Genomic DNA, 26,968 nt, shown 5'->3' on the forward strand with positions numbered 1-26,968 from the left:
CTCGTTAGTGATTGTACTCACTTAACTCAGTGTCCAAAACTTCTGGTGCGGATCAACATGCCAATCACGAAATTTACAGGCAATAAAAGTTAGTAGGGGTTTTCAAATGGAGAGCTCTGAGAGGGGCAATTTAGGAACTAAGATTCGCCTCAATTCTGAAAGTAGCCAAACGAGAAATGCTTCTACGGTTGGGATACAACTTGATGCGATAATCAACGGTACGTCTAGAGGTGTGGGTGTCAACGCTCATACAAGACCAACAACAGTCAATACTACTATCAGACCAAAACCTGCGATTCCAACGATTGTTAGAAATACTGAATTAGCTGTAGAAAGAAGAACGATAAAGTTGTCAAGCAGCTATGACGTTGATCCTAAAGACACAAAAAGAAATCTTTTATCAAAACAACTCTAAGGCAAGGTAAACAACAATGAGTACAATGGAAGCTCTTGAAAATCAAGTGGCTGCGCTTCTAGCGGAACGTCCATTAGAAGCACATCGAAGTGCTGACAATAAAGCGTTGATCGAGAAAGCTGCGCGTAAAGAGATACAATCAATGGGATCAGATAAAGCTCTATTTACTGATCATCATGAATTTACCTCTGGTATGCGTGAGTCTGTTATCAATGGCCCAGCCCAAACTCTATCTAAGTGGGTTTCTCGTTGTGATGACACAATCACAAATATACGCCATCGATTAGAAGATAACGATGAAAGTAAGCACAATTCTGAAGTGTCAAAACTTGAAGAAGAATTTGAAAAACAAGTAGCAATTACTAAAGAAAGTTTTTCACGAAAAAATGATTACACATTAAAAAAAGATAACTATACGAAAGCGGAACAAGTTTATGAAAAGATGAACAAAGCGCAGGGAGGTAAAGCACCAATTAAAGCCAATCATTTGCTCTACTTCTTTGTTATGGTTCTTTTTTCTTCTGTTGAGTTTTTTATAAACTACAGTACTTTTAATGCAAAATATGCAGTTCCAACGTTAGCTGTAGGTTCTACATTACTTATTGCGGTTATGTTTGCACTTGCTGGTCACTTTCAAGGTAAATATCTAAAACAACGTTTAGAGCTTGTAGGACCTAGTGTTGAACAGCGAAAGAAACAACACCAAATTCTTGTTTTAATTTTTTCGGTTTCTTTAGCGTTAATCGCTTTAGCTGCAATCTCCATTGTAAGGCAGCAGGTAATTGCAGATGAATTGGCAGCGCAAGGCGGGGGCTTATTGGCTGATGAGTTTGGTCCACAACAGTCGCCATTCGAACTACTTATACCTTTCCTTTTAATGAACGTGCTAGTTTGGTTTGGTGGAATTGCAATTTCTTATTTTCTACATGATGCGATACCTGGTTATCAAGAAGCATACAAAAACTTAGTTAAAGCTCGTAAGGAATTCAATGTCTTAGATGATAAACTACAACAAGAAATCACTCGTCATAAAGCTGAGCATGAGAAAAGCTTAGAAGAACTTGTCAACTCAACAGAGTCAGAGAGAAGAACTTCACAGAAACTTGAACAGCTAGCGGAAAAAGTTGTTGTGAGAAAGTCGAATATTCTGAGAGATTCAGCAATGGTCATCAATGATGACCTGAATCACTATCAAAATATTCTAACGACTATGGCTAAATCAAGTGGATTGACTGACCTCAAGATCGGCTACCACGAAGAATCTATTGATACTTACCGTAAAAGAGATATCAAAATTGACTTAGATAAACTTCAAGCAATCATCGGAGCATAATTGTGAAAAAGATTAACCTATTGGCATCATTACTAATGTTGAGTTTTGCAGGCACATCTCAAGCGGCACTAATCAAAACAGCAGATCTTAATAAGTACTGTAATTACGAAAAGTCTCAACGTCAAACGATTGTCTATTTAGATCAAAATTCTATTGGTAAAAATGATAGAGATTGGTTTAGAGATATCATTAACAAACTTGACTATTTACCATCGGAAAAGCTATCAATTGTTCAAATTAACGATGCTAGCCGTGTCGAAGAGTTATTTTCAAGTTGTTACCCAAAGATTAGTGATGCGACTTATAAGAAGCTTCTCGAAAATAAGGGCTTTTTGGATGCTGACCCAAAAAAAGTCTTAGCTGATGACCAAAAGCTGTTTAAAGGTCGAATCTTTGGCGCATTTTCTAAGGTGATGGAATCTTCTGAACATGCAACTAAGCCTAATTTTGACTCTCAATCGCTGCCAAAAAAGTCTATTGTCGAAGCATTATACTATGACGCATCACGTACCGAGCTTGTTAATGGTTTATCAAGAGTGATCATATATTCTGATATGTTAGAGAATTCAACAACGTATTCATCTAACAAAAAGCCTATTCCTGCAGCAGTTGCCACTGCTGAGAGGTTTCCAGTTAGCTACTCTAACGCAAGTATTTATGCTTATGGTGTTGGTACAACCACTAAAGGGACCGATGGTCGCTCGCTTGAAGTGTTTTGGAAAAACTACTTTAATCTTGCAGGTGCAAACTTAGTTTCTTTTCAGCAACAGTTACCACCCAAATCAAATGCAATCAGGTCAGATGTTCGTTCGTACAAAGGTGTTATGGATTTAGATGGACGAAATATAGCACTATCGTTACGTTTATCTAAGAAACAAGGGCAAAGTAGTGGAACGTTAACAAGCAGTTTTTTTGCAATTAAAGACGACCTTTATCCTTTGAAAGGTACTTTTAGTTGTAAAAATAACCAATGTAAGATCAGTGCCAAGCTTGCGTTTACGGCTCCTATTGAAACATTTTCATTCCAGAAAGATGATGTGCTTGCTTTAACTGGTTCTTTTGATGGAAAGCTGAAAGGTATTATTGGCTCTGAAGATGATACCACCACTACTGAGACTGGTGATAAGTTTCAATATAATGTTATTTTCGATGCAGACAGTACACTAACTTTTTAAACTGGTTATAGTGTCTTCCCCTGAAATAGATTGACAATCTTTTGCAAGCCAGTAACGCAAGTTGCTGGCTTTTTTAGGTTCATCGCGGATTAGCGGGAACTCAAAAACGGTAGTAAGTGATATGGTTTAGTCGCCAAAAAAAATCATACAAAAACTACAGTTTCAATGCCGAATCATACTTTCCTATCTTCATTCTGGGAAGGCTTTCAAATAGTAAAGTTTCACCAGACAGCATCACTTATTACCCTTACTCTCAAACCTAACTCTGAGGCTAAATGCCTTTACGGTCTTGAGGCCGAAGCTATCCATGAGTATCAATGACGTCATGTGAAAGAGGCTATGTAGCTCGGTATTCCTGTTGAACTTTCCGTTCAAATACGAAGAATTAAGTGTCATGACTGCGGCATAAAAACAGAATCTCTATCTTGGTTAGAGCCTTATACTCGTATAAAGAAGCGCCTAAAAAGCTATATAGAACAACTACTACCTCTTCTTTCCACTAAGTATATCTCCCAGTTAACGAGCGTTCATTGGCACACCAATAAAGAGATAGATAAACGCCGACTTCTACAAGTTGTACCGTCAGTTAAATGGGGGAAGCTAAGGCAACTCGTCATTTTTAAAGGACATCGATATGCCACGGTCATCGCTGACGCTAAGACTCACCAAGTCATTTGGATAGGATTATGCCGTAGCCGCAAGGACATACGACCGTTCTTCGAGCAACTAGGCGAGTATGGGATAAATATCGAAGCGGTCACAATGGACATGAATACGGCTTTTGATCTTGAAGTTCAAGCGCACTGCCCGAACGCAAAAATCGTTTACGACTTATTCCATGTTGTAACGAAGTTCGGCCGTGAGGTGATGGATAGAGCCAGAGTCGACCAAGCTAACAAACTCAAGCAAGATAAAAAAATGAGCCCATGGGTGAAGCTCTCACGCTGGATACTGCTGAAAAACAGACGTAACTTAAATGCACGACAAGATAGCTATCTTACTGAAATATTGCATATCAATAAGGACTTAATGACCACTTATATACTCGGAGCACAACTCAAAGAGCTTTGGTATTGTGAATCAGAAGTACATGCTAATGGATCGGCTAGTACACAAAGTCATCGACTAGAACTGAGAGGTGAGTCAAGGAGAAAACTGGCGCAATCCGATCACTTCGAGTAAAAATAAGAAGAGAGAAAAACGGCAGGATCTGCTGAGCGGAATAAACCGAAACAGCTGATCGCAATCACCGAAATACGCAACTATTGCCTCTTTTACAGGAACGAGCTCAGCACGACGAATTCTGTCACGCCCTTTTCCCCTGATTGTCACATTGACGAGATATACCGAGCAATGAGCAAGCTTTACTTAAGGTAGAACGGGTGGCGAATCTAAGTAATTCACTCACTCTAATCGACATTAAGCTTCTGGATTGAAGTGGTCTAGAACCACTTCGTGGTGAGTCTTAGTCTTGAACTTGTTGAAGACGTGTTCAATCTGACCTTCTTCATCAATTAGGAAGCTAATACGGTGCAGACCGTCGTACACTTTGCCCATGAATTTCTTCTCTCCCCAAACGCCAAACTGTTCAGCAACGCTGTGGTCTTCATCAGATAGCAGTGTGAAGTTTAGAGATTTCTTCTCGACGAAATTTGGTAGGCGTTTTACTGGATCAACACTCACACCTAGAACAACCACATTTAGGTCATCAAGCTGTGCTTTGATATCACGCAGGCCTTCAGCTTGCACAATACAACCTGGAGTCATTGCTTTTGGGTAAAAATAGAACAGGACTTTTTTACCTTTGAAGTCACCAAGAGATACGATATTGCCATCTTGATCAGGAAGAGAAAAAGCAGGTGCTGGAACACCAGCCGTTAGCGTATTCATGATATTTCCTTTTTAAAAACTGTTTTTGATAAAGTTGAGCGAGCCTTGTACGGATAGGCTCTGACACAGCGCGTCAAATTCTTCTTGTAGCTGCATCAAATTACATTCTGATTGCACAGAAGCGGTAATAGAGATATGGAATTGGTCGTTATCGAGCTGAACTTTAGATTTATTGATGGTTCGCGCACTTAACGAATCGAGGCCGATGTTTCGGTCTGCGAAGAACTGGGTAAACTGCTCGGTAAGGCCGATTTTATCGTCTGACTCAACGAACACCTCTACTGTGTAAGAGTTCTCAATAACATCATGAGTTGAGGTTCGCTTCATAATCGTAATCAAGTCGTGCTCTTGTCCAAGCAAGGGCAGGGTGGTTTCAACGCGGGTGATGTTGTTTGCCTTTCCAGACAGCAGCATGATAAGCGTAAATTCTTCGCCAAATAGAGCGATACGGCTATCAATAATGTTACAGCCTGATTGGGTGACTAAATGAACCACTTGGTTGCATACACCTGGGCGATCTGTGCCCACAGCTGTGATTACTAGATGTTGAGTCATAAAATCACGTCTCTTATATTCCATTGATTCATGCATGTTAGCACAGTTAGCTAGAGGAATAAGTGTGTGCTTGGGGCTTTTATGAGGCACTTTGCTTCAAATATGTAACAAGTAATAGGAATATTTAGAGTGTTCAAAATTCAAAGAGTGGTGTGAGAGCATTACTTACTTGTTACTGACATCGAGTGCTGAGCTATTCGCTAGATTGAGTGTAGGTTACCCAAATTCTAGGTCGAACGCGGTTATAAGTCGTTTTACCTCAAACATACGACAATATTTACTGCAGATGTTGCTGGTAAGCCACTTTAATGTCTTGTGTTTATTGATTGGCTTACAGTAACATGCAAAAAGAATAAATTAAGGGAGATAGACATGTTTTCAGGAAGTATCGTTGCGCTAGTTACACCATTTAATACAGATGGTGAAGTGGATTTCGACAGCCTTAAAAAGTTAGTTGATCACCATGTTGCAGCAGGTAGTGATGGTCTGGTTGCGGTTGGCACAACTGGTGAGTCTTCAACACTCACTATTGAAGAGCATGTCAAAGTCGTCAATAAGGTCGTTGAATTTGCTGATGGCCGTATTCCTGTTATTGCTGGTACGGGTGCAAACGCAACTCACGAATCTGTACTTTTCAGCCGTTTGCTCAATGGTTCTGGTATTGCTGGTTGCCTGAGTGTAACACCGTACTACAACAAACCGACTCAAGAAGGTTTGTACCAACATTACAAAGCAATTGCTGAAGTCAGTGACGTTCCACAGATCCTTTACAATGTACCTGGTCGCACTGCGGTAGACTTGTTGCCAGAAACGGTTGCTCGTCTTGCCGAGATCGAAAACATCGTTGCACTTAAAGATGCGACGGGTGATCTTGAAAGAATTGCAATTCACCGTGAACTTTGTGGCGAAGACTTTATCTTACTAAGTGGTGATGACTTAACAGGTCTTGAATTTGTTAAGCGTGGTGGCGATGGCGTGATCTCTGTAACGAACAATGTTGCAGCTGCTGATATGGCGACTATGTTCAAGCTAGCGAAGGAAGGCAAGTTTGAGGAAGCTGAAGCGATCAATGAGCGTTTGATGCCTCTACATAAGAATTTGTTCGTTGAGTCTAACCCTATTCCCGTAAAATGGGCGGTTCACAAAATGGGTCTGATTGCTGAAGGTGGCTTACGTCTACCACTGACTGAACTGTCAAAACCAGCTCAACCTGTTGTTGCTCAAGCAATGACTGAAGCGTGCATTTACTAAAAACGTATAAAGCAATGCCGAAGCGAACCTTCGGCATTTAGGAGTATAAATGAAGTATTCTCACCAGCTAGTGATCGGTTCACTGGCTGTTTTCGTTCTTACAGCATGTTCTGGCAGCCCGACTCAACGTCGCCAAGCCAAAGATGATTTTGAATACTTAGAAACACCTGAGTTTTCACAATGGCAATTGCCTGAAGATGCTCAGCCTCAGTTTTACCCAAACTTTGATATCCCAAGCGGTGAATTCAGTGGTGGTACCGGTCGTCAAGTGGATATTCGTCCTCCTCAACAGGTTCTTGAACTGATCCCAGGTGCTCGTACTGAGCGTCAAAATGGTGAAGTGACGTTATGGCTCCTTCGTGCTGAAGAGGCTGACCGAGTATGGCAAACGGCTGTAGATATGCTGACCCAGCGTAATATCGGCATTCGTGAACAGTCAGAAAATGACATTGAGACTGATTGGGTTAGGTGGGTTTCTGAAGATGAAGAAGTCGAGATTGGTAGCCGCTACTCTATCTCTCGTTTCCAAGCGAACAATCGCCATGGCTTCAAGATTAATCTGATTGATTGGCGTGAAGGTTCTGAAGAGAAACCAGTATCGGCAACCAATAAAGAGCGTTACAACGCGTTCTTAACGAATCTAGTGATGGCTAAATACGATGCCAACCTTCGTGCTGAAGCGGCACTGAAAGCACAAGAGTTGGTGAAACGTATTCCTATTTCAATGGGGTCGGACCGCAGTGGTTTCCCTGTGATCATTGCTCGCACACCATACAATGTATTGTGGCAACGTCTACCTACCTTGCTACCGACGATGGGCTTCGAACTTGAAGAGCGTAACCAGTCTCAAGGTACAGTGAAAGCTAAGTATGCCGCGCCAGATGATGAATTCTGGGAAGAGATTGGCCTACAGCCTATTGACTTAGCGCCAGGTACTTACACCTTCTTGTTTGGTGATCTTGGCAACCGTACATCGATTAACGTAACGGATGCAACAGGTAAGCCTGTAGAAGAAGAGCTACTTAAGTCAATGGTACCGGTATTAGCACACGTTGCAGACCAAACCAAAGACAAGAAAGAAGCAAAATCTGAATAAGCACTGAGCAAATTTAGAAGAAAAAAAAGAGGACATACAATGTCCTCTTTTTTATGTTTGTTAGTCAGTGTTTTATGTGCGTGTTGTCAATTTATGTTGTCATTTCGCTAACAAGGAGTCACACGCACCTGACTTGTTGGGGCTAGCGCATTAAGGGCGTTAAGCTAAATGTTTTTGCTGTCAGTCGACTCATCTTTTTGAGCTTTCTCTTGGTTCTGTTTATCCAATTGATTGAGCTTGTCTAAGTCTTTTTCTGTTTTGTTACGACCTGTCAGATCCATATTAGCGGTCTGTTTGAGCGCAGCAATATTACCCACCACAACGCTAACCACGATGATGATGATGACCCAAGGGTTTGTAAGCCACTCTAACATAAGCGCTCCTAATGACTGATATTCGCCACGAAGCGCGCATAGATCTCGTCTAGCTGCTCCGCAATAATTTCATACCCTAATATTGGCTTAGATTGGAGTTGCTTGCCAAGTAAAGTGGGAGATAACTGTGATAAACACAACTGTGAAATTTTACGGTGGCTTATATGCCAAGGTTCTATCGCCACACCACCAAGGTCTTGGCTGTAAGGAAAGAAGAATCCAAACTGAGATGCGTTGGCAGACAGCCATTGGTAAAACACTTGCTGGTGGCCAGTGAGGTATTCCCATGGTTCCAGTTGTAGCTGAGTCCCCTCAGGTAAGTGATTACGAGCAAAGACATCAAAGTCACAACCCCAATGGTGACGACTCGCTCCGGGAAGCGCAGACCACCTAAGAATCGCCGACAACTTTTGATGTTCACTGAGTGTTGAAGCATCAAGTGGTTGGCTTTCTGAGTCTAATATCGGTGCTTCACCAGAAAACTTGCGGTTCCAAATCAGAGATTGCCTTTCATAGTCGCGAAAGCCACTGGCAATCTCCATTTTGAAGCCCGCGAGTTGAGCAGCTTCAATCAAATCGTTTAAGTCATCTTTGACCTCACTGTGAACCAAGAAGGTTTTACTGCCAATGAGGCTAGGTTCTAGATGAGAATCTGATTGTCCGGTTAGCTGCTCTGGTGTCATAACGTGTCTCTCAATAATTAGATGCTATGAATCGCTGATGAAAAAACTACTTAGCGAACAGGTTCACTAATGTTCTTTCGTACATGTTAGTTAGTTTCTCTAAATCAGCCACTTTCACGCACTCGTTAACCTTGTGAATGGTTGCATTAACAGGGCCTAGTTCTACCACTTGTCCTTTCATGCGCGCAATAAAGCGTCCGTCTGATGTACCACCTGTGGTAAGCAGTGCCGGCTTAACATCATTCACGTGACCTACTGCATCGACAATAGCATCAAGCAACGAGCCTGCGTCGGTTAAGAACGGGTCGCCATTGAATGTCCATTTTAAATCGTATTCGAAATCGTACTTGTCGAGTGTATTTGTGATTCTTTCAACGATGATGTCGTTGCTTAACTCTGTGCTAAAACGCAGGTTAAACTGAACATTAAACTCGCCAGGAATCACGTTTGAAGCACCCGTACCTGCGCTTACATTAGGGATTTGGAAACTGGTTGGTGGGAAGTAGTCATTACCTTTATCCCACTCAGTCGTTGCCAACTCGTTGATTGCAAGCAGAGAACTGTGTACTGGGTTGTTCGCTAGGTGAGGGTAGGCAACATGACCTTGTGTGCCTTTAATCGTTAGGTCGCCAGTGATAGAGCCACGACGGCCGTTTTTCACGACATCACCGACGTACTCAGTACTTGATGGTTCACCCACAATACACATGTCGATGTTCTCGCCACGAGCCATCAATGCTTCGACAACGCGCACTGTCCCGTTGATGAACGGGCCTTCTTCATCTGACGTGATAAGGAAACCGATTGAGCCTGTGTGATCAGGGTGTTTAGCGATGAATTGTTCTACAGCAACGATCATTGAAGCTAGAGAACCTTTCATATCTGCCGCGCCGCGACCGTGCAGGAAGCCATCTACGATAGTCGGTTCGAATGGTTTAGTGTTCCACTGCTCAATTGGGCCAGCAGGTACAACATCAGTGTGGCCAGCAAAGGCAAATAGAGGCGCTTCTGTACCACGGCGAGCCCAAAAGTTTGTCGTATCTTCAAATACCATCACTTCGATTTCGAAACCTAGCGCTTTTAAGCGTTCAATCATCAGGTCTTGGCAGCCTGCATCTTCTGGTGTTACCGATTGACGGCTGATTAGGTCTTTTGCCAGAGCCAAAGTTGGGCTGTCTGTCATCCTTGAGTTCCTTGTTTAAATTAAACGTCTAGTCATTAATTTTTAGGGCGCAGATTCAATGATCAACGTCCGTTGTCTGTCTATGTAAACAATACGCTCTAAGCAAAAATAGCCGCGTATTGGTCGGCTTTAAATCCGATGTGAAGCTTATCCTCTACTTTCAATATTGGACGCTTAATCATTGCCGGTTGTTCAACAAGCAGAGCCACTGCTTTTTCTTCCGTTAGCGTGTCTTTTTGCTCTTGAGAAAGTTGGCGGTAAGTCGTACCACGTTTGTTTAGCACAAGCTCCCAACCAAGCTCTGAACAGAAGCTTGTTACTAATTCTTCAGTGATGCCTTGTTTGCGATAATCGTGAAATTCGAACTCGATACCTTCAGCTTCTAGCCATTTTTTTGCTTTTTTGATGGTGTCGCAATTCGGAATGCCAAACATAGTGATAGTCATTATTCTTCCTTTGGGTGATTTTATTTCGTTGTTATGAGTTGAATCCTATCAGGAAGCGGCAATTCAGACAAAATAGAGTGAGGAATATTTCATAGAGTGAAAAAAAACAGTAAGAAAATGTCACTATTGGAGACTTATTGATCAGCCTCAACATGTTGTCAGCAAAAAAAGAAATAATTGAGTTGCACATATATAGGAGGTGTCAATGGAGTTGAGTCCTGTTTTTGCAAGGCGGCTATATTTAGCATTGTTAGTGGAAAGCCTTGATAGGCCAAATGTGCCTAAACTCATCGAAAAAACGGGGTGGCCTCGTCGTACTATTCAAGATGTACTCAAGGCGTTACCGGGGATCGGTATTGAACTTATGTTTGTTCAAGATGGGCGACGTCATAATGATGGCTATTACCAATTATCCGACTGGGGGCCATTTGACAGTCAATGGGTTATCCAGCGTAAAGGCGATATAGCAACAAGCCTTGGATTTAGTGCATAAGCCAGCGAAAGCTGGCTTTCTTCTTTCTATTCCTTACCGATTAGCGATAAGTCGAATTAGCGACACCGATAAGCGGTGCCCAACATGGTTACGGAAGTCGCAAAATCTTGGGGAAGTGTGAAAATTACGGTGTCCGCACCTAATCCAATAGCATTGGACTTTAGCTCATTCATTGCGCCTTGAATCAGAGTGTCGTTCGGGTAAAACAGATAACTATACCAGTGGCCTTCGCTGCCGGTGACTTCCCCTTTATATTCGCACTCGTTGATATCAATCAGTCCGTGGTAATCCATTTGTACTTGGTCAGATTTGCTATGTGGGACTGTTGTCGGTGTCGTGCACCCGACTAATATGCCTGTCATAGCTAAAGCGACTAATTCCTTTTTCATACATTTATCCTGCTATTTCATCAAATAAATCGCGAAACCTACCCAGCTTGCGATCAATAGTAACCACGGCAATTTGCTGGCGTGATTTGATGTTGTTTCAACAATTGTGTCTACATTGCTCTCTTCGTCTAGATTAGTTTGTTGAGTTTGCTTCTCTTTCTGTACGCGTTTTCTTGCTTTATCGGCTTGGCGGCTGCGTTCTTTTTGCTGTTTCTTGTAAAGTGCGATGCCTTTTTCGATACCTTGAGCAATTAATTTTGTTTGTTCTTTGGTTTGAGCTGGCTTTTGCGTCGCTTTGGCTATCTTCAGTGCTTCTTGTTGAGATTCAACAGACGGTGTATTAGTTTTCTTTTTCATACTGAGTTCGACAATTAAAACGGATTAACCAATAAGATAACGCAAACCTAGTTAAGTATGAATGATTTGCGTTAAAGTGTTGGTTTGAAAACAAGTGAAAGTGAGAGTTGTGCGGTACTCCATAGAACAATACGATAAACACGGCTTTTTGAAAGCCCCAATCTTATTATGGTTAGGTTGGCTGTTTCTTGCGAAAGCTTTGGTCGTTTTCATTGTTGCGGGCGCAAGCCGAGAGGCGGGAACGGATATTCTTGAGACCATCTATCCAGACCACCAGATGTTTTATGTCGGGATTGCGTTGAGTGTCCCTAGTTTGTTATTGATGTGGTTGTTTGGACTAAGATCTCCAGATAGAAAGCGCCTTAACAAAGTCGTGTCATGGGGGCGTTGGGTTACCATGATAGCTATCTTGGCACAGGGCTCCCACACAATTTATCTAATCTATTTGGATAACGGATGGTTCCGTTGGTCAAATGCTATCACCCTATTATTGCTCCTCTGGTTAGCGCTTTATTTAACCAATAGCCATGCCGCTAGGGATTGCTTTAAAGTGGTTGAGCACGAAGACTGATTCTCATCAAAACATTTGTACCATTCACAATTATACTTAGAAGCTAAAACTGGAAGGAATAATCTATGCTTAATGTTTCAAATGAGCAGCCTAACGTTCAAAGTGCTATTTTGCCTGAAGCTGGGCCTTTCGCTCTTTACGTTCAACTTAAAGTGAACGCTAATACTGCTAATGTACTAGCAGAAATTCAAAAGCTTCCGACTCTAATCGACGAGCTAAACCAAACTCAACCTGATGCGAACCTAACGGCGTCGGTAGCGTTCTCAAAAGCTTTTTGGGATAAGTTCGAGCAAGCTGCTCCCTCTGATCTAATTGATTTTCCTACGCTTGGTGAAGGTGATATCACAGCACCGAGCACACTGTCTGATGTTCTGATTCACTGTCATTCAAACCGACATGACCTACACTTCTTCATCCTACGTAAATTGCTATCTGAAGTAGCGGCAGACGTTGAAGTAGTAGATGAAACTTACGGTTACCGTTTCCTAGACTCACGTGACATGACTGATTTCGTTGATGGCACTGAAAACCCGAAAGACGCGCAGCGTGCTGAAGTGGCGATTGTGCCTGAAGGTGAATTCGCAGGTGGTAGCTACGTAATGGTGCAGCGTTTTGTGCATAACCTGCCAGCTTGGAATAGATTAAACGTATCGGCACAAGAGAAAGTGGTTGGCCGTACCAAGCCAGATTCGATCGAGCTAGACGATGTTCCAGCGGCGTCTCACGTTGGTCGTGTGGATATCAAAGAAGAAGGCAAGGGCCTTAAAATTGTTCGTCATAGCCTACCTTACGGCACAGCAACAGGCGATCACGGTTTACTGTTCATCGCTTACTGTAATGTTCGTCATAATTTCGATGCGATGCTAGAGAGTATGTACGGCGAAACAGATGGCAAAACAGACCAACTGCTTCGCTTTACTAAAGCCGTTACTGGCGCTTACTACTTTGCTCCTTCAGCTGAGATGTTGAGTGCACTAACGATTAAGTAAGTGCACTCAAATAGAATAAACAAAGGGAGCCTCATGGCTCCTTTTTTTTAAAGTTTTATATAAATAGGTCGATACAAGAGCAATCGTAAGTTTTATTCATCTTTTTGTAAGTGAAGGTCTATGGCTATAACTGTTAATACGAATGTTTCAGCATTAGTGGCTCAGAGGAATCTATCTAATGCCAATAACATGCTGAACCAATCTTTGGAGCGCTTGGCTTCAGGGAGTCGTATTAATAGTGCAAAAGACGATGCTGCTGGCTTACAAATCTCTAATCGATTAGAAGCACAGATGAGCGGCATCGATGTTGCGGTTCGAAATGCTAACGACGGTATCTCCATTATGCAGACAGCAGAAGGGGCGATGAATGAAACCACAAATATCATGCAACGCATGCGAGACCTGTCACTGCAAGCGACTAATGGTTCGAATAGCCAATCGGAAAGGACGGCTATTCAAGAAGAAGTAACCGCCTTAAATGATGAGCTAAACCGAATTGCGGAAACCACTTCATTTGGTGGGAAAAAGCTCCTTAACGGCAGCTTTGGTAGCTCGTCATTTCAAATCGGTGGCAGCTCTGGTGAGGCGGTGCAGATAGGTTTGAAAAACATGCGCACCGATGATATCAACATGGGCGGCTTTAGCTATGTTGCCAATGGCATGGCAAGTGACTCGTGGGAAGTTAAATCTAACCAGACAGATATGACGATGGCGTTTACCGATCGTTTTGGCCAGCCTCAAGAGATCAACATTAATGCCAAAGCGGGCGATGACATTGAAGAGCTAGCGACTTATATCAATGGTCAAACGGATCTGGTTTCGGCTTCCGTCAATGATGATGGGCAGCTTCAGATCTATATGTCAGGCGAAGACACGGCAGGCACGATCTCTTTCTCAGGCTCGTTAGCCAGTGAGCTTTCGATGTCGGCGGGTTATTACGAGTCAGTCGATGATATTAATGTCACTGATGTTGGTGGAGCACAGCGCGCCGTGTCTATTTTGGATACAGCGATGAAGTATGTTGATAGTCACCGTTCTGAACTCGGGGCGATGCAAAACCGCTTTGACCATGCGATTATTAACCTTGAAAATGTTCATGAGAACTTGGGGGCATCAAACAGTCGAATCAAAGATACAGACTACGCCAAAGAAACCACTCAAATGCTCAAACAACAAATACTGCAGCAAGTCAGTACCACTATTTTAGCTCAAGCTAAGCAAGCGCCGAACTTAGCTTTAACGCTGCTAGGCTAATAAATTAGGTTAATTCTTATAAAGGTATTATCGGTTAACTAAAGTCCTTTGGTTAATTAAAACACAATATTTCCCCCGGCTGACTTTTCGACAACTTTAGCCTTTTTCTCATCTTTTTTTGATAATTTCACTACCAGTCACGCTTTCTTATCCTTTCTCGCTATTTCTTTAATTTTGTTGCTTTTTTTCTAAAGGTTTCAGCATTCACGCCGTTATTAAAAGTAACTTAGAGATAACTACTTGGTTTTCCGAGACGTCGGAAGCCGCTATACCGGAAAATCAATTGGAGAAATCACCATGGCAGTGAATGTAAATACCAACGTATCAGCAATGACAGCACAACGTTACCTAAACAGTGCAAACAGCGCTCAACAAACATCAATGGAACGCCTATCTTCAGGTTCTAAAATCAACAGCGCAAAAGATGACGCTGCTGGCCTACAAATCTCGAACCGCTTGAACGTTCAGAGCCGCGGTCTTGATGTTGCTGTACGTAACGCGAACGATGGTATCTCTATCGCTCAAACAGCAGAAGGTGCGATGAATGAAACATCAAACATTCTACAACGTATGCGTGATTTGTCTTTGCAATCAACAAACGGTTCAAATACCAAATCTGACCGTGTAGCAATCCAAGAAGAAGTAACGGCGCTTAATGATGAACTAAATCGTATCGCTGAAACCACATCTTTTGGTGGCAACAAGCTGCTTAACGGTACTCACGGTACTAAGTCATTCCAAATTGGTGCAGACAATGGTGAGGCAGTAATGCTTCAACTGAAAGACATGCGCTCTGATAACGACCAGATGGGCGGAAGCAGCTACCAATCTTTAGAAGCTAAAGGTAAAGATTGGAATGTAAAAGCGGGCGCAAATGACCTAAAAATGTCTCTGAAAGATAGTTTTGGTGACCTTCAAGAAATCAACATTTCTGCAAAAGCAGGTGATGATATCGAAGAGCTAGCAACTTACATTAATGGTCAACAAGACCTAGTAAAAGCTTCAGTAGATGAAGACGGAAAAATGCAAGTCTTCGCTGGCAACAACAAAGTTGATGGCGCTATCTCATTCTCTGGTGGTCTATCTGGTGAGTTAGGCATGCAGCCAGGTAAGCAAGTAACGGTTGATACTATCGACGTAACCTCTGTTGGTGGTGCTCAAGAATCTGTAGCTGTTATCGATGCGGCACTTAAATATGTAGATAGCCACCGTTCTGAGCTTGGTGCTTTCCAAAACCGTTTCGACCACGCAATTAACAACTTAGACAACATCAACGAAAACGTTAATGCATCTAAGAGCCGTATCAAAGATACCGATTTCGCTAAAGAAACGACTAATATGACTAAGTCTCAGATTCTTTCACAGGCTTCAAGTTCAATTCTTGCGCAAGCGAAGCAAGCTCCAAACTCAGCACTTAGCCTACTAGGTTAATCGGTTGAAAGGCCACGTTGACTTTAGGCGTTGTTGATCACAAGCGTCAACGTTAGGCTTCCACAAATTAGCTCGTGGTGAGAGATGAGCGCTAAACAGACCCAGCTTCGGCTGGGTTTTTTATTGCCTGTTATTTAGCGAAGGTATATTTGGAAAAGTGCAGTGCTGGTAAGCAGACGCAAAAGAGAGATTCCCTATCACGCTCGTTCCTCACTGTAGGGAATGACGACTATAGGCGGTATTGATCAATTGTTTACCTGAATCGAAGTCTTTAGTCGTCATCTCAGAATCGAGTAGAACGAGATATCAGAGATCTCTGTTTGTTAAAATTCACAAGTGTAATTTGATGTATAGGCGAAATGCCTTGAATAGCGCTTAACAACGTTTAGTAAAAAGCTAGGTCGGATAGCAGGGGATAAACGGTCAGTGTAGTTGTCATTGATTGAGGGAACTAGGAGAAGGGTTTCGGTGTGATAGTCAGTAATGCCTATCTGAGGTATTGAACAAATATAGCAGACACAAAAAACGCCACCCTTAGGTAGCGTTTTAATTAAAGCAGATAAGTAATCGGGATTACTTAGTTACTTTAAGAACTGGAGTTTCGCCAACAGTTACAGAGCCAGAAAGCTTGTTCAGCTCCTTGATTTCGTCCATGTTAGAGATAACAACTGGAGTAAGCGTAGATTTTGCTTTCTCTTCTAGAAGTGCAAGGTCGAAAGTGATGATTGTGTCACCAGCTTTAACAGATTGACCTTCTTCAGCTACACGAGTGAAGCCTTCGCCTTTAAGTTCAACAGTATCGATACCGAAGTGAACGAAAAGCTCAATACCGTCGTCAGACTCGATAGAGAATGCGTGGTTAGTTTCGAAGATTTTACCGATAGTACCGTTAACTGGAGCTACCATTTTATCGCCAGCTGGTTTGATAGCAATGCCATCACCAACGATTTTTTCAGCGAAAACTACATCTGGCACGTCTTCGATGTTTACGATTTCACCAGAAAGAGGTGCGATGATTTCGATTGCACCAGCATCAGCGCTGTCATCAGATACAAGCTTTTTCAGTTTGTCAAACAGACCCATTGTGTCATGCTCCTAACGTTTAGTTTTATTCTGTAGAATATACTATACCAATCTAACAAATTAGACGACTATTTTTAGCCGTCTAACTTCATTAAGCTCTTGGTGATTACTGAGTTTTCTCAGCGATGAACTTTTCTACACAAGCTTCAATTTCTGCAGCTGTAGGTAGAGATAGTGCTTCGTCAGCCATAGCTTTAACTTCAGCGAAGTTAGAGTTACGGATTACTTTCTTAACTTTAGGGATAGAGATACCGCTCATAGAGAACTCATCTAGACCCATACCAAGAAGAAGTAGAGTTGCACGCTCATCACCTGCTAGTTCGCCACACATACCTGTCCATTTACCTTCTTTGTGAGAAGCATCGATTACTTGCTTGATAACAAGAAGAACCGCTGGAGATAGTGGGTTGTATAGGTGAGAAATCATTTCGTTACCACGGTCTACCGCAAGTGTATATTGCGTTAGGTCGTTAGTACCGATAGAGAAGAAAGATACTTCTTTCGCTAGATGGTGTGCGATTGCAGCAGCTGCTGGAGTCTCAACCATTACGCCGATTTCGATTTCTTCATCGAAAGCTAGGCCTTCAGCGCGAAGTTCAACTTTGTACTCTTCGATTGCTTTTTTCAGTTCACGGATCTCTTCAACAGAAATGATCATTGGGAACATGATGCGTAGTTTACCGTGTGCAGATGCACGTAGGATACCACGTAGTTGGTCACGTAGAATTTCACGACGATCCAAGCTGATACGTACTGCACGCCAGCCTAGGAAAGGGTTCATCTCTTGTGGAAGGTCCATGTATGGTAGGTCTTTATCGCCACCGATATCCATAGTACGGATAATCACTGACTCGCCTTCCATTGCTTCCGCTACTTCTTTGTAAGCAACGTATTGCTCTTCTTCAGTAGGAAGTGCAGTACGGTCCATGAATAGGAATTCAGTACGGTACAGACCAACGCCTTCACCGCCGTTACGCAGAATACCGTCACAGTCTTTTACTGTACCGATGTTGCCACAAACTTCTACACGGTGACCGTCTAGAGTTTCAGCATGTAAATCTTTTAGTTTTGCTAGTTCAACTGCTTCTGCTTCGAAATCAGATTTGATTTTCTTAGCTTCTGCTAATTCAGCGTCAGAAGGGTTGATGATGATCTTGTTGTTCATCGCGTCTAGCACAAGCATGTCGCCGTTTTTAACTTGCTTAGTGATATCGTTAGTACCAACGATAGCTGGAAGCTCAAGTGAACGTGCCATGATTGAAGTATGAGATGTACGACCGCCGATGTCACAAGCAAAACCAAGAACGTAGTCTAGGTTGATTTGTGCCGTTTCAGATGGCGTTAAATCGTAAGCAACTAGGATAACTTCTTCATTGATATCTGCTAGAGATACAATGTTGATGCCTAGTGCATTTTTAACGAAGCGAGTACCGATATCACGGATATCAGTCGCACGTTCTTTTAGGTACTCATCATCAAGCGACTCAAGTGCAACAGCTTGCTCTTCGATCACTGTGTAGATCGCGTTGTCTGCGTGCATTTTGTCTTTCTTGATGAGTGCTAAAATCTCTTCTTCTAGCTCTTCATCTTCAAGCAGCATGATGTGGCCTTCAAAGATTGCTTCTTTTTCTTCGCCAAAAGTTTCAAGTGCTTTTTGCTTTACAACTTCAAGTTGTTGAGAAGATTTGTTACGAGCGTCAAAAAAACGCTGAACTTCTGCTTCAACTTGATCGTCTGAGATAGATTGAGTGTTTAGGACAATTTCATCTTCTTGAAGTAGTAGTGCTTTACCGAAAGCAATACCAGGAGATGCTAGGATGCCTGAAATCATAGCCTTACCTTAGTTGTTCAACTGTAAACGGGAGAATGTGTGACTTTAAGTCGTCGACTAATGTCGCGCTTATTGCTATCTATTTCGAATTGCTATCTATTTCGAACAAAGCCACTTTGCTGTGCAAAATGGCTTTGAAAGAAGGAGACCGTATTAGTGTAGTTGATCCATAAGAGCAACTAGGTGGTCTACAGCTTGCTGAGCTTGAGGGCCTTCAGCTGAAATAGTAACGTTAGTACCTTTTACCAGGCCTAAAGTTTGTAGTTTGAACAGGCTTTTCGCGCTAGCGCTTTTGCCGTTAGAAGTCACTGTGATGTCAGCGTCGAAAGATTTTGCTTCTTTAACAAACTGTGCAGCTGGACGAGTGTGAAGACCGTTTTCTGCTGTGATTTCTACTTGCTTCTCGTACATTTTATATACCCCAATTAATTTATTTTTTGTAAGTTTGTAACCAGATTTAGCTTAACTGCTTTAGCTCAAATGCGCTAGAGGCTAGTACGCCATGTTCGTGTTAGAACTTAGACTGGTTATAAATTTTTATCCAGCCATGGTCGTCTTTTGTTGAGTACTCATGACTTTCAGAATTTGTTTATTGCTTCTTTTATTTTGAAGCGAAAAATAAAACAGACCCGATATTACCAAAGGTGAGGCAGGGATCAACAAAAAAGCCCCTAAATGGGGCTTTTTTGGACGAAAAATTGATTTGACCACATATTATTGTTGGTTCTCTTTTTCCGTAAAGATACCAGCAAATAGGGCCGTACTAAGGTAACGCTCGCCCGAGCTTGGTAGTACAGTAACGATAGTTTTTCCTGCAAATTCAGGTAGTTCCGAAATTCTGTTTGCTGCTACTACTGCTGCACCAGATGAGATGCCCGCTAGGATACCTTCTTCTTTCATTAGGCGTTGAGCCATCTCAATTGCTTCTTCAGAAGTTACTGACTCTACACGGTCAATAATGTCTAAATCTAGGTTGCCAGGAATGAAACCTGCGCCAATACCTTGGATTTTGTGTGGTGCTGGTTTGATTTCTTCACCTGCAAGTGCCTGCGCAATCACTGGAGATTCTGCTGGTTCAACGGCTACAGAAGTGATGGCTTTGCCTTTTTCACCTTTAATGTAACGACTTGTTCCAGTGATAGTGCCACCTGTACCTACACCGGCTACAAACACGTCGATCTCACCATCTGTTGCTTCCCAAATTTCCGGGCCAGTTGTCTGCTCGTGAATTTGTGGGTTCGCTGGGTTGTTGAATTGTTGCAGTAGTAGATACTTGTCTGGGTCTGAAGCAACAATCTCTTCAGCTTTAGCAATCGCGCCGTTCATACCTTTTGGTGCTTCAGTTAGCACTAGGTTTGCGCCAAGAGCTTTAAGCAGCTTACGACGTTCTAGGCTCATTGATTCAGGCATTGTTAGTGTTAGCTTGTAACCGCGCGCTGCAGCAACAAATGCAAGAGCAACACCTGTATTACCACTGGTAGGCTCAACAAGCTCGATACCTGGCTTAAGCGTACCTGCTTTTTCTGCTTCCCAGATCATGTTTGAACCGATACGACACTTAACGCTGAAGCTTGGGTTACGAGCTTCGATCTTAGCTAGGACGTTACCTTTGCTTACTTTGTTTAGGCGGACTAGAGGTGTGTTACCAATCGTTAGGGTGTTGTCTTCGTAGATCTTGCTCATGCGATATTCCTTCATTTAATGACAGAACTAAACGTAGTATATCTACCAATTTACCGTCTAGTGTCTTTCGATGTTTGTTTAGCTTGAATTTAGATTAAACAAGTTGAAAAAAAGGTAAAAGGATTAAAAAGTTATATCATATAGAGATGTCGCAGGATTCACGCCTATCTTTATTGAAATCAGAACTTCAAAAAGATAGGCGTTGTTAGAGCAGGCTGTAGAACTATAGGCGATAGCTATAGACGAGAGCGTAGAGCTTGGTCTTTAAACTCTGCAACCCACATTGCAGTAGCGCCGCAGACGGCAACTGGCATCACAATCAGGTTTAAAACTGGAATGGTAGTAAACACGGAAACAAGTGCGCCGAAGCTGTAGCTCTTACCTTGCTTTTGTTTCAAATTATTTCTCATGTCATCAAACTTGATTTTATGGTTGTCGAATGGGTAGTCAGCGTACTGAATAGCTAACATCCATGCAGTGAAAATGAACCATAAAAACGGTGCAACAGTTTGTCCTAGCGCTGGAATTAACAAAAGTAGGAACAAACCGATCGCTTTTGGCAGGATATAGACAAGCTTGCGCCATTCTCTTGCCAAAATACGAGGGGTGTCTTTAAGTACATCCAGTAAACCATCATCATTGACTTTTTTACCACTCAGCAGTTCTTCGACTTTTTCCGCGAGTAATCCGTTGAAAGGTGCGGCAATAAAGTTAGCGAGTGTACTGAAGAAATACGAAAACGTAGCCAAAACGGTTAACACAAGTAGCGGCCATAGGATATATGACAACCACGACAAGAAACTTGGCAATGCACCAATCCAGCCTTCAATCCAAGTGTTTAAGTTGGAGAAAATATAAAATAAAGCACCGCCCACGAGTAACACGTTAGCGATAAGAGGAAGCAGTACAAACTTACGGATACTCGGCGATAAGGCAATTTTTATTCCGAAAATAAAATAGCCAAAGCCAGAGCGAGGAACAGATTCAATAGTCATATTTAAATTGGGTCACATGTGAATTTGGTTAAATAGCAAACATCTCTAGTGTACTCGACCGAAATTAAGAAAAAAAGCGTGGTGAAAATCACACCAAGTAATGAACTAATTGTATTAAGTGGTTCTAAAACAGTGGCTACTTTTGATAGAGTAGTGAGATTAGCCAAATTAACCTAACTTAGTGACAGCGTGTTTATAGCTAGTTGACTAAGAAAGCTGAGAGCGAAAAATGCAGGAATTGCGATTTGTACTCATTATTGTTGGCGCATTAGCTATCGCCGCATTATTGTTCCATGGTCTATGGACGAGTAAGAAAGAAGGGAAAGCAAAGTTTGGAGATAAGCCGCTTGGTAAGCTTGATAACGACAGCTTAGATGAAGCTGAAACGATCCCAAACCGTTCATTCGCTCCTGAGGATGATTTTGAGATAATCCGAAAAGAGCGTAAAGAACCGGATTTTGCTGTCTCACCGTCTGCAACTGATCCGCTGATTGACTCAGATCCATTGTCAGCGCCACAGCAAAAAGATGCTCACGAAGACGAAATAGAATTGAATGATCTTCCTTCTTTCAGTGTTGAAGACCCGATCGAAGTTAAAGGTGAGCTTGAACAGGTTGAGGAAGAGAAGGTTGTTGAACCTGAAGTTCCTAACTTTGAATTGACTGACGAGCAAAAACAAAATCACGCAGGCTTTAAAGAGCAGTACGGTTCGTTTGAAGAAGCCTCTGATGTGGTCGCTGATCCACTGCTTTCTAGCGAAGGCTTAACGCCAAGCGAACCATTTATTGGGAAAGAAGTGGTTGCTGCACAAAGTGTTACTTCGGTTGAAGAAACTAAGTTAGATAAAGATGCTAACTTAGCAGAAGAAGCTCAGTTGGGTGACGAAGTTAATTTAGCTGACGAAAGTAAGTTAGATGAAAAAACTCATTCAGATGAAGATCTTGGCCTTGAAGTCATTGTTCTAAATGTTCACTGTGCCGGGGAGATCCCATTTGTGGGTACTGAACTTTTCCGTAGCATGGAGAACAACGGCCTAGCTTATGGTGAAATGTCGATCTACCACTGCTTTGCACAAGCGAGCGATGAACCAAAAGTTATTTTCAGCGTAGCAAATATGATGCAGCCAGGAACACTAGAACATGACGACCCTGCTGACTTTACCACCAAAGGTATTTCGTTCTTTATGACGCTGCCTTGTTATGGTCAAGCTGACCAAAACTTCAATGTGATGCTGAGTGCTGCACAGAAAATTGCCGACGATATGGGCGGAAACGTATTGGATGAGTCACGTAACTTAATGACGCCAAACCGTTTGTCTGACTACCGCAAGCAAATCCGAGACTTTATGACGGCAGCTAACGCCTAGCCGTATTGTTTAGCCTTGTAAATAATCTATATTTATAGAAAAGGGCTCCTAAGGGAGCCCTTTTTGATATTTCAATCACGACAGAGAATGATATGAAAGAATCGATTCAAGTTACCTTAGAGCAGTTAAGAGAAACTCTGCACTATCATGCCGTTCGTTATTACGTAGAAGATAGCCCTGAGATCCCTGATGTCGAGTACGATCGATTGATGCAACAACTGCTAAAGATCGAAGAAGAGAACCCAGAACTTGTGACGGTAGATTCGCCGAGTCAGCGTGTCGGCGGTCAGCCTCTAGACGGCTTCACTCAAGTGACCCATGAGATCCCGATGCTTTCTTTAGATAATGCTTTCTCTGATGACGACTTAGATGCGTTCAATAAGCGCATGTCTGATCGAGCGCCAACTGCGAACCTAAAGACCTTCTGTTGTGAACCTAAGCTTGATGGTTTAGCGGTGAGCCTACTCTATGTAAAAGGCACCTTAGTACAGGCAGCGACGCGTGGTGATGGTGCGACTGGCGAAAATATTACCGAAAACGTGCGTACGATCAGCTCGATTCCGCTTAAGTTACAAGGTGAAGGCTGGCCAGAACGTATTGAAGTCCGTGGCGAAGTGTTTATGCCAAAAGCGGGCTTCGACAAATTGAATGAGATGGCATTGAAGAAGGGTGAAAAGGTCTTTGTGAATCCACGTAATGCCGCCGCAGGTAGCTTACGTCAGCTTGATTCTCGTATTACAGCAAAACGCCCCTTGGCTTTCTACGCATATAGTGTCGGTGTTGTACAAGGCGCTGAGCTTTCAAATAGCCATTATCAACGTTTTCTGCAGCTGAAAGCTTGGGGCTTGCCTATGTGCCCAGAGACAAAGCAGCTAAGTTCTCTTGAGGATGTAAAAGCCTATTACCAAGATATCATGACTCGTCGTGACACCTTGGCTTATGAAATTGATGGGGTGGTGATTAAGGTTGATGACATTGCCGCACAAGAAACTCTAGGTTTTGTTGCACGCGCACCTCGCTGGGCGATTGCTTATAAGTTCCCAGCTCAAGAAGAAATTACTCTGCTCAATGATGTTGAGTTTCAGGTCGGTCGTACTGGCGCTATTACGCCGGTTGCTAAGCTTGAACCTATTTTTGTTGGCGGCGTGACAGTGAGTAATGCAACCCTGCACAACGCTGATGAGATTGCTCGCTTGGGTGTGAAGGTCGGAGATAGCGTGATTATCCGCCGTGCTGGTGACGTCATTCCACAAATTGTAGCTGTTGTACAAGATCGTCGTCCTGAGACGGCTAAAGACATTGTGTTCCCGGACGCCTGCCCTGTATGTAATTCTGCAGTGGAGCGCGTAGAGGGCGAAGCTGTAGCGCGTTGTACTGGCGGTTTAGTGTGTCAGGCGCAGCGTAAAGAGGCACTTAAGCACTTTGTGTCTAGAAAGGCGCTGGATGTCGATGGCCTTGGCGTAAAGGTGATAGAACAGCTTGTGGATCGCGAAATGGTCGAAACGCCAGCGGACCTGTTTAAGTTGAGCGCGGGCGTGATTACGGTTCTTGATCGTATGGGGCCTAAATCGGCACAGAATGTAGTGAGTGCGCTTAACAAAGCCAAAGACACGACATTGGCGCGTTTCCTTTATTCTCTAGGGATTCGCGAAGTGGGTGAAGCGACGGCTATGAACTTAGCTCAGCACTTTAAGACGTTGGAGTTAGTTCAAGCAGCAACTCATGAACAGTTGGTTGAAGTGTCCGATATTGGTGACATCGTAGCAAGTCACCTCACGAGCTTCTTCTCACAAGAGAAAAATAGAGCTGTAGTCGACCAACTCATCGAGCTTGGAGTTAACTGGCCTGCAATTGAAGCCGTTGCGGATGATCAAGAGCTACCGTTAGAAGGCAAGGTCGTTGTGTTGACGGGCTCACTTTCTAAATTAGGTCGCAGTGAAGCGAAAGCTGCTTTGCAAGCTTTAGGTGCAAAAGTAACCGGTAGCGTCTCCAAGAAAACGGATATTTTATTCGCTGGTGAAGCGGCAGGTTCTAAACTGACCAAAGCACAAGATTTAGGTATCGAAATAAGAACAGAAGAAGATATAATAGCCCTTATTTCGTAAGTAAATACAGATAAAAAAAGCTCAAAGGCACTCCTTTTAAGGGAGTGCCTTTTTTGTTTCTGATATAAAAATGATGACTTTTTAATTGTTGAGAAAATTGTTCCTATACGAACTATGAAATTAGGACAGTGATGACGCTCAACAATAATGAAATGTTGTTCTAGTTGTTTACTAAATGCGAGTGATATCAATTTTCAAGAGGGTAGCGTGTTGGTAACCTTTTGTTTTTTAATGGCTTTCATATTAGCCTCTTCGAGTTTTTCAATTAGTAGATCTGGATCACTAAGTACATGATAAATTTGCACCAACTCATATTTTTTTAGATGAGAATTAAGTTCTCATTGATCTTTTTTGGGGTGAAGTTAGTCTTATTAGTATGGATGCACATTGTGTATAACCAGAAAGGAAATCGAGAGTTCTGTGTTTAAGAGTTCTCAAACAAGAAAAGGTATTTCTCTCTACGGCGGCCAACTTTAGGCGGGAAATATTCAAACAGCTATATCCATTTTTAGGAGTTTTATTCCATGGAAAACAAATTTTTTAAAGTATCTGCGATCACAGCAGCGATGCTTGGGGCTGTCGCTGCAGCTCCTGCTTTTGCTACAACAGAAAGTTCAGCTGGTGATCAGTATGTAGAAGCAGTAAATGAATTTATGGAGGACTCGGCTCTAAATGCAATGTTTGTTGTCGATACTCGTTCTCGTACTAGAACAACAGGTGATCCAAATGGTGGGAATGGTGACCGTTGGAGTCGCTTAAACTACTCTTCTTATAATGCGATTGTAGATTTTACTTCCGGCTATCATGACGATTGGTTAGGTGTAGATATCGGTGCATATTATTCTGGTGACTTGTACAATGATAGCTTAAAAGGAGATGACGGTTACCTATGTAATGAAATCTCTACATGTTCTAACCTTGATTGGGGCTCAGGTGCGGGTGAGCAACTCAAAATTTACAAAGCGGCAATGAAATTCAAAGTAAATGAAGATTTTGATGGTCGCTTTGGTATGATTCAAGCTAATGGTAACGGAACGATTGGTAACGTATGGAGTTTTGTTCCTGGTACATATAGAGGCTTTGAATTAAACGCTAAACTTGGTGATTTTAACCTAACTTATTTTGGTGCTGATCAATTTACTGCCCCTTGGCTTCTTCATGAAGATGACTATGCACCTGCACTATGGTCTGACACGGATTGGGGGTACTTACACTCTCTAGGGTTGAATGGTAATCTTACGAACGATTTGTTTTTCCAAGTTGGTCTAGGTCAAGCGACAGATGTCAGTTACGCTAATTCGATTGATTGGGGTGCTGGTAAAGTAAATAGTTACCATGATAAGACAGATAATACTTCGTACAAAGCTCAACTAAAATATTCAGCGACGGATACTACGACTTTAGCGTTTGATTTTTACGGTGTTGATGATGACGTTAAATATGATGGTTTAGGCTACCATACAGGGCTATCTCTGAATCAATCATTTGGTAAGATTTCATGGATGTCTGAACTGCGTTACACGGATACTGATAATAAATCCGATTTTGTACCTCGTAATATCCACACATATGGTATGAATAATGGTACTTGGTCACAATGGTGGGATGCTCTATCTGATTGGAATAAAGCTGGTGAGCTAGCTTGGTACAACCGTGTATCCTTTGATCAAGGTAATGGCTGGAATTACTACTTAGGCTTTGGCTATGGTACTGGAGCTGATTCTGCTGCTAGCGGAGCTTCTGGAGATTGGGATTACGAGAGCGAATATGCATTTAACGCAACAGTTGCATATTCTGTTCAACAAGGTTCGTTAAAAGGAACAACTGTACGTCTTCACGGTACTATCTTAGAGCGTGATGAGTTCGCAGGAGCGCCAGACGCGGATGAAACCGATTTACGTTTCCAAGTTATCATTCCTTATAGCTTCCACTAAGAGATAGAATGAAAGATAAAGGAGCCGCAACGGCTCCTTTTTTTACGCTGCTTTACCATCGAATATTTTACAATAAAGTGGTGGTA

General features: G+C 42.5%; 27 protein-coding genes and 1 pseudogene. 15 read left to right on the plus strand and 13 right to left on the minus strand.

Annotation, left to right across the window (positions count from 1 at the left end):
- The first annotated feature begins 106 nt into the window (after positions 1-106).
- From AB6D80_RS13160 to AB6D80_RS13175, 4 genes are all read left to right on the plus strand, one after another.
- Positions 107-415, plus strand: a complete 309-nt coding sequence (locus AB6D80_RS13160) for a hypothetical protein (protein WP_372188702.1) — start codon at positions 107-109, stop codon at positions 413-415.
- 16 nt (positions 416-431) lie between these two features.
- Complete coding sequence (locus AB6D80_RS13165) at positions 432-1,748, plus strand: hypothetical protein (protein WP_133146413.1); 1,317 nt, start codon at positions 432-434, stop codon at positions 1,746-1,748.
- A gap of 2 nt (positions 1,749-1,750) precedes the next feature.
- Positions 1,751-2,923, plus strand: a complete 1,173-nt coding sequence (locus AB6D80_RS13170) for a hypothetical protein (RefSeq protein ID WP_372188705.1) — start codon at positions 1,751-1,753, stop codon at positions 2,921-2,923.
- A gap of 678 nt (positions 2,924-3,601) precedes the next feature.
- Positions 3,602-4,105 carry a transposase gene (locus AB6D80_RS13175; protein ID WP_372188726.1) on the plus strand — a complete coding sequence of 168 codons (504 nt, stop codon included), beginning with the start codon at positions 3,602-3,604 and terminating at the stop codon, positions 4,103-4,105.
- Positions 4,106-4,342: 237 nt separating this feature from the next.
- Here the strand turns inward: AB6D80_RS13175 and bcp are convergent, their stop codons facing one another.
- Positions 4,343-4,813: a thioredoxin-dependent thiol peroxidase gene (gene bcp / locus AB6D80_RS13180; protein ID WP_372188708.1), complete on the minus strand. Its 471-nt coding sequence runs from the start codon at positions 4,811-4,813 to the stop codon at positions 4,343-4,345.
- Positions 4,814-4,825: 12 nt separating this feature from the next.
- Positions 4,826-5,368, minus strand: coding sequence for a glycine cleavage system protein R (locus AB6D80_RS13185; RefSeq protein ID WP_017079431.1), 543 nt, complete (start codon positions 5,366-5,368; stop codon positions 4,826-4,828).
- A gap of 372 nt (positions 5,369-5,740) precedes the next feature.
- On the opposite strand from AB6D80_RS13185, the gene dapA reads away from it, so the two are divergent.
- Both dapA and bamC read left to right on the plus strand, forming a co-directional pair.
- A complete protein-coding gene (gene dapA / locus AB6D80_RS13190) occupies positions 5,741-6,619 on the plus strand; it encodes a 4-hydroxy-tetrahydrodipicolinate synthase (protein WP_009847376.1) in 879 nt (292 codons plus the stop codon).
- Positions 6,620-6,668: 49 nt separating this feature from the next.
- On the plus strand, positions 6,669-7,715 hold the full coding sequence (bamC, locus tag AB6D80_RS13195; RefSeq protein ID WP_017100804.1) for an outer membrane protein assembly factor BamC: 1,047 nt from the start codon (positions 6,669-6,671) through the stop codon (positions 7,713-7,715).
- A 164-nt stretch (positions 7,716-7,879) separates the two neighbouring features.
- On the opposite strand, the gene AB6D80_RS13200 is transcribed toward bamC, so the two are convergent.
- The 4 genes from AB6D80_RS13200 to AB6D80_RS13215 all read right to left on the minus strand — a co-directional run bounded on the left by AB6D80_RS13200 (position 7,880) and on the right by AB6D80_RS13215 (position 10,401).
- Positions 7,880-8,089, minus strand: a complete 210-nt coding sequence (locus tag AB6D80_RS13200) for a DUF2897 family protein (RefSeq protein WP_017096836.1) — start codon at positions 8,087-8,089, stop codon at positions 7,880-7,882.
- Positions 8,090-8,097: 8 nt separating this feature from the next.
- Positions 8,098-8,772: a M15 family metallopeptidase gene (locus AB6D80_RS13205; RefSeq protein ID WP_372043958.1), complete on the minus strand. Its 675-nt coding sequence runs from the start codon at positions 8,770-8,772 to the stop codon at positions 8,098-8,100.
- A gap of 46 nt (positions 8,773-8,818) precedes the next feature.
- Positions 8,819-9,955: a succinyl-diaminopimelate desuccinylase gene (gene dapE, locus AB6D80_RS13210; RefSeq protein WP_371708238.1), complete on the minus strand. Its 1,137-nt coding sequence runs from the start codon at positions 9,953-9,955 to the stop codon at positions 8,819-8,821.
- A gap of 98 nt (positions 9,956-10,053) precedes the next feature.
- Positions 10,054-10,401, minus strand: a complete 348-nt coding sequence (locus AB6D80_RS13215; protein WP_371708237.1) for an ArsC family reductase — start codon at positions 10,399-10,401, stop codon at positions 10,054-10,056.
- 205 nt (positions 10,402-10,606) lie between these two features.
- On the opposite strand from AB6D80_RS13215, the gene AB6D80_RS13220 reads away from it, so the two are divergent.
- Positions 10,607-10,894 (plus strand): helix-turn-helix domain-containing protein, encoded by a 288-nt coding sequence (locus AB6D80_RS13220; protein ID WP_004734273.1) that lies wholly within the window; start codon positions 10,607-10,609, stop codon positions 10,892-10,894.
- Between the two features lie 56 nt (positions 10,895-10,950).
- Here AB6D80_RS13220 and AB6D80_RS13225 read toward each other — a convergent pair whose 3' ends face one another.
- Positions 10,951-11,283 (minus strand): DUF4156 domain-containing protein, encoded by a 333-nt coding sequence (locus tag AB6D80_RS13225; RefSeq protein WP_102257778.1) that lies wholly within the window; start codon positions 11,281-11,283, stop codon positions 10,951-10,953.
- 12 nt (positions 11,284-11,295) lie between these two features.
- Positions 11,296-11,640, minus strand: coding sequence for a DUF2956 domain-containing protein (locus AB6D80_RS13230; RefSeq protein ID WP_135381670.1), 345 nt, complete (start codon positions 11,638-11,640; stop codon positions 11,296-11,298).
- Positions 11,641-11,749: 109 nt separating this feature from the next.
- Between AB6D80_RS13230 and AB6D80_RS13235 the strand changes: the two genes are divergently transcribed.
- The 4 genes from AB6D80_RS13235 (at position 11,750) to AB6D80_RS13250 (ending at position 15,885) form a co-directional block, all read left to right on the plus strand.
- The gene (locus AB6D80_RS13235; protein ID WP_372043957.1) at positions 11,750-12,211 is read left to right on the plus strand and encodes a DUF2919 domain-containing protein; all 462 of its coding nucleotides are present in this window, start codon (positions 11,750-11,752) and stop codon (positions 12,209-12,211) included.
- A 65-nt stretch (positions 12,212-12,276) separates the two neighbouring features.
- Complete coding sequence (locus AB6D80_RS13240) at positions 12,277-13,200, plus strand: Dyp-type peroxidase (protein WP_371708236.1); 924 nt, start codon at positions 12,277-12,279, stop codon at positions 13,198-13,200.
- 120 nt (positions 13,201-13,320) lie between these two features.
- Positions 13,321-14,454 (plus strand): flagellin, encoded by a 1,134-nt coding sequence (locus tag AB6D80_RS13245; protein ID WP_372065991.1) that lies wholly within the window; start codon positions 13,321-13,323, stop codon positions 14,452-14,454.
- 297 nt (positions 14,455-14,751) lie between these two features.
- Positions 14,752-15,885, plus strand: coding sequence for a flagellin (locus AB6D80_RS13250; protein ID WP_371995801.1), 1,134 nt, complete (start codon positions 14,752-14,754; stop codon positions 15,883-15,885).
- A 573-nt stretch (positions 15,886-16,458) separates the two neighbouring features.
- Here the strand turns inward: AB6D80_RS13250 and crr are convergent.
- The 5 genes from crr to cysZ all read right to left on the minus strand — a co-directional run bounded on the left by crr (position 16,459) and on the right by cysZ (position 21,477).
- Entirely contained in the window at positions 16,459-16,968 is a 510-nt protein-coding gene (gene crr / locus AB6D80_RS13255) for a PTS glucose transporter subunit IIA (protein ID WP_009847364.1), read from the minus strand.
- Positions 16,969-17,074: 106 nt separating this feature from the next.
- Complete coding sequence (gene ptsI, locus AB6D80_RS13260; RefSeq protein WP_009847363.1) at positions 17,075-18,799, minus strand: phosphoenolpyruvate-protein phosphotransferase PtsI; 1,725 nt, start codon at positions 18,797-18,799, stop codon at positions 17,075-17,077.
- Between the two features lie 153 nt (positions 18,800-18,952).
- The gene (locus AB6D80_RS13265; RefSeq protein WP_004734263.1) at positions 18,953-19,210 is read right to left on the minus strand and encodes an HPr family phosphocarrier protein; all 258 of its coding nucleotides are present in this window, start codon (positions 19,208-19,210) and stop codon (positions 18,953-18,955) included.
- Between the two features lie 303 nt (positions 19,211-19,513).
- Positions 19,514-20,482 (minus strand): cysteine synthase A, encoded by a 969-nt coding sequence (gene cysK, locus AB6D80_RS13270; protein ID WP_012604562.1) that lies wholly within the window; start codon positions 20,480-20,482, stop codon positions 19,514-19,516.
- A gap of 236 nt (positions 20,483-20,718) precedes the next feature.
- Positions 20,719-21,477, minus strand: a complete 759-nt coding sequence (gene cysZ, locus AB6D80_RS13275) for a sulfate transporter CysZ (RefSeq protein ID WP_012604561.1) — start codon at positions 21,475-21,477, stop codon at positions 20,719-20,721.
- A 229-nt stretch (positions 21,478-21,706) separates the two neighbouring features.
- Here cysZ and zipA point away from each other — a divergent pair, with 229 nt between their 5' ends.
- The 4 genes and pseudogenes from zipA to AB6D80_RS13295 all read left to right on the plus strand — a co-directional run bounded on the left by zipA (position 21,707) and on the right by AB6D80_RS13295 (position 26,882).
- Positions 21,707-22,843 carry a cell division protein ZipA gene (gene zipA, locus AB6D80_RS13280; RefSeq protein ID WP_017103254.1) on the plus strand — a complete coding sequence of 379 codons (1,137 nt, stop codon included), beginning with the start codon at positions 21,707-21,709 and terminating at the stop codon, positions 22,841-22,843.
- A gap of 92 nt (positions 22,844-22,935) precedes the next feature.
- Positions 22,936-24,948, plus strand: a complete 2,013-nt coding sequence (gene ligA, locus AB6D80_RS13285; protein WP_372188711.1) for an NAD-dependent DNA ligase LigA — start codon at positions 22,936-22,938, stop codon at positions 24,946-24,948.
- 387 nt (positions 24,949-25,335) lie between these two features.
- Positions 25,336-25,492: pseudogene (locus AB6D80_RS13290) on the plus strand (DNA ligase).
- Positions 25,473-26,882 carry a porin gene (locus AB6D80_RS13295; RefSeq protein ID WP_372188714.1) on the plus strand — a complete coding sequence of 470 codons (1,410 nt, stop codon included), beginning with the start codon at positions 25,473-25,475 and terminating at the stop codon, positions 26,880-26,882. Before AB6D80_RS13290 ends, AB6D80_RS13295 begins: the two are co-directional and overlap by 20 nt.
- The last annotated feature ends 86 nt before the right edge of the window (positions 26,883-26,968 follow it).

Origin of the sequence: Vibrio sp. 10N.247.310.17 (assembly GCF_041466605.1) — a bacterium.
GTDB lineage: Bacteria > Pseudomonadota > Gammaproteobacteria > Enterobacterales > Vibrionaceae > Vibrio > Vibrio tasmaniensis_A.